2 protein-coding genes are annotated in these 2,606 nt (G+C 67.9%); both read right to left on the reverse strand.

Annotated elements, in window-relative coordinates:
* Nucleotides 1–1,042: NuoM family protein (locus tag B9G38_RS15980; protein ID WP_086221034.1), on the reverse strand; the 1,042-nt coding region annotated here is incomplete at its 3' end.
* A gap of 14 nt (nucleotides 1,043–1,056) precedes the next feature.
* Nucleotides 1,057–2,606, reverse strand: a 1,550-nt coding sequence (locus B9G38_RS15985; protein ID WP_086221033.1) for an NADH-quinone oxidoreductase subunit L, incomplete at its 5' end; no start/stop codon positions are given.

Below are 2,606 nucleotides of genomic sequence, written 5' to 3' on the forward strand. Positions count from 1 at the left end.
AGATGAGGCCGTGCGCGACCATCTGGAACGTCGCGCCGCCGACCCCGTACTCGGTGAAGACGATGAGCCCGAGGATGACGTAGCCCATCGACGAGACGGACGAGTACGCGACGATCCGCTTGAGGTCTTTCTGTGCCAGCGCCAACATCGCGCCGTAGATGACGCTGATGACGGCGATGGCGGCTATCGGGACCGCGAGCATCGACGCCTGCTCGGGTAACATCGTGAAGTTGAACCGGAGCAGCGCGTACGTCCCCATCTTCAGGAGGACGCCGGCCAGCAGCACCGACGCGGGCGTCGGCGCCTGGACGTGGGCGTCCGGTAGCCACGTGTGGAACGGCACGATCGGGACTTTCACCGCGAACCCGAGGAACATCGCGAGGAACGCGACCATCGCGACCCTGTCCGGCGGGATCCCGAACCACGCGCTCAGATCGCCCGCGGCGATCGCCTGCGCGATCTCCGGCAGGGCGAACGACGACACCGAGTCGCCGAGCGCGAACACGAGGCTCATGAACCCGATGAACATCAGCAGCGACGCCGCGTTCGTGTAGACGAAGAACTTGATCGCGGCGTACTTGCGGCGCGGACCGCCCCAGATCCCGATGAGGAAGTACATCGGGACCAGCACCGCCTCCCAGAAGACGAACCAGAGGAAGAAGTCGAGCGCGGCGAACACGCCGAGCAGGTTCGCCTCCATGAACAGCATGAGACCGTAGAACTGGCTCTGTCGCGAGTCGACGGGCGTCCACGCGCTGAGGATCGCCAGCGGCACGAGGAACGTCGTGAGCACGAACAGCGGGAGACTGATCCCGTCGAGCCCGACGAACCACGAGACGCTGCGACCGCCGACTTCGAGCCACTCGATCTGCGTGGCGTACGCGATCTCGCCGCCGAGCAGCGCGTTCCCGCCGGCCTCGAAGCCGGACCACAGGTAGAGGCTCCCGACGAACGGGACCAGGCTGATCGCGAACGCCAGCCGGCCGGCCCACTCGTCGGGCGCGAGGAACACCGTCAGCGCGCCGACGAAGGCGGCAGCCATGAGCGCTTCGAGTATCACAGGAACCACCCCCCGGTCGCGCCGAGCACGAGCAGCAGCGCGACGAGTCCGAAGGTGAGCAGCGCGGCGTACTGCGAGACGACCCCCGACTGGAGCTTCCGGACCCGGCCGCCGCCGGTCAGGCTCACGGAGGAGACGCCGTTGACGACGCCGTCGATGATTCCTTGGTCGAAGACGTTCGCGCCGCCCGCCACGTCTTCCGTCCGATACGCGAGCCAGACCTGCAGTTCGTCGAGGTAGTAGTTATTGTACAGCACGTCTTTGATCCCGCCGAGTTTGGCGGTGTGTTCCGTCGGCGACGGCACGTCGTAGAGCCGCCACGCGAGTCCGAGTCCGAGCAGCGCGAGACCGAGCGAGACGGCCGCACCGACGAGGACGGTCCCGGCCTCACCGCCGACGAGGTACCCGCTGCTGTACGGGCCGATGTCCGCGTAGTGGTGCGAGGAGAGCCCCTCGATGCCGCCCCACTCGTTGTCGAGCCAGCGGTGGAGCAGGTCGATCCCCTCGATCCCGAGGACCTTCTGGACCGGCACCATGTTGATGAAGCCGGTGACGACCGCGAGCGAGCCGAGGACCGTCAGCGGCCCCTTCACGTTCCAGCGAACGGCCTCGGGGTCACGGGCGGTGTCGCTGCGCGGCTCGCCGTGGAACGTCAGGAAGACCATCCGGAAGGTGTAGAAGGCGGTGACGGGCACCGCGAGCAGTCCCATCAGGTAGCCGCCGAGCAGCAGCGGGTCGTTGAGCCCGTGGACGAGCGCCTCGTAGAGGATCTCGTCTTTCGACCAGAAGCCGGCGAACGGGAAGATGCCCGCGAGCGCGAGCGACCCGGCGAGGAAGGTGTAGTAGGTGACTGGCAGCTTCGAACGCAGCCCGCCCATGTCCCACATGTCCTCGTTGTGGTGCATCGCGATGATGACCGACCCGGCGCCGAGGAACAGCAGCGCCTTGAAGAACGCGTGGGTGGTGAGGTGGAAGACGGCGGCCACGTACCCGCCCGCGCCGAGCGCGAGCATCATGTAGCCGTACTGCGAGATGGTGGAGTACGCGAGCACCTGCTTCAGCTCGTCTTTCACGAGCCCCATCGTCGCCGCGAACAGCGCCGTGAAGCCGCCGACGAAGGCGATGACCGCCATCGTCGTCGGCGTCAGCACGTAGAAGCCGTACATCCGCGCGACGAGATAGACGCCCGCCGCGACCATCGTCGCGGCGTGGATGAGCGCGGAGACGGGCGTCGGGCCCTCCATCGCGTCGGGGAGCCACGTGTGGAGCGGGAACTGCGCGGACTTGCCGACGACGCCGCCCAGCACGAGCAGACCGACGACGGTCAGCCACGTGCCGAGGTCGAGGCCGCCGGGCGTCCACGCCACCGAGCCGGAGCCGTTGAGCGCCGCGTCGGCGAGCGCCGGGAACGACTCGGGGCCGGCGAACTGCGCCGTGCCGAAGGTGGCGAACACCGCGACGACGCCGACGAGGAAGAAGTAGTCGCCGAAGCGCGTGACGAGGAACGCCTTCTTCGCGGCCGACGGCGGGCCCGGCTCCCGGAAGT

The sequence above is a fragment of the Halorubrum sp. SD612 genome (assembly GCF_002135005.1).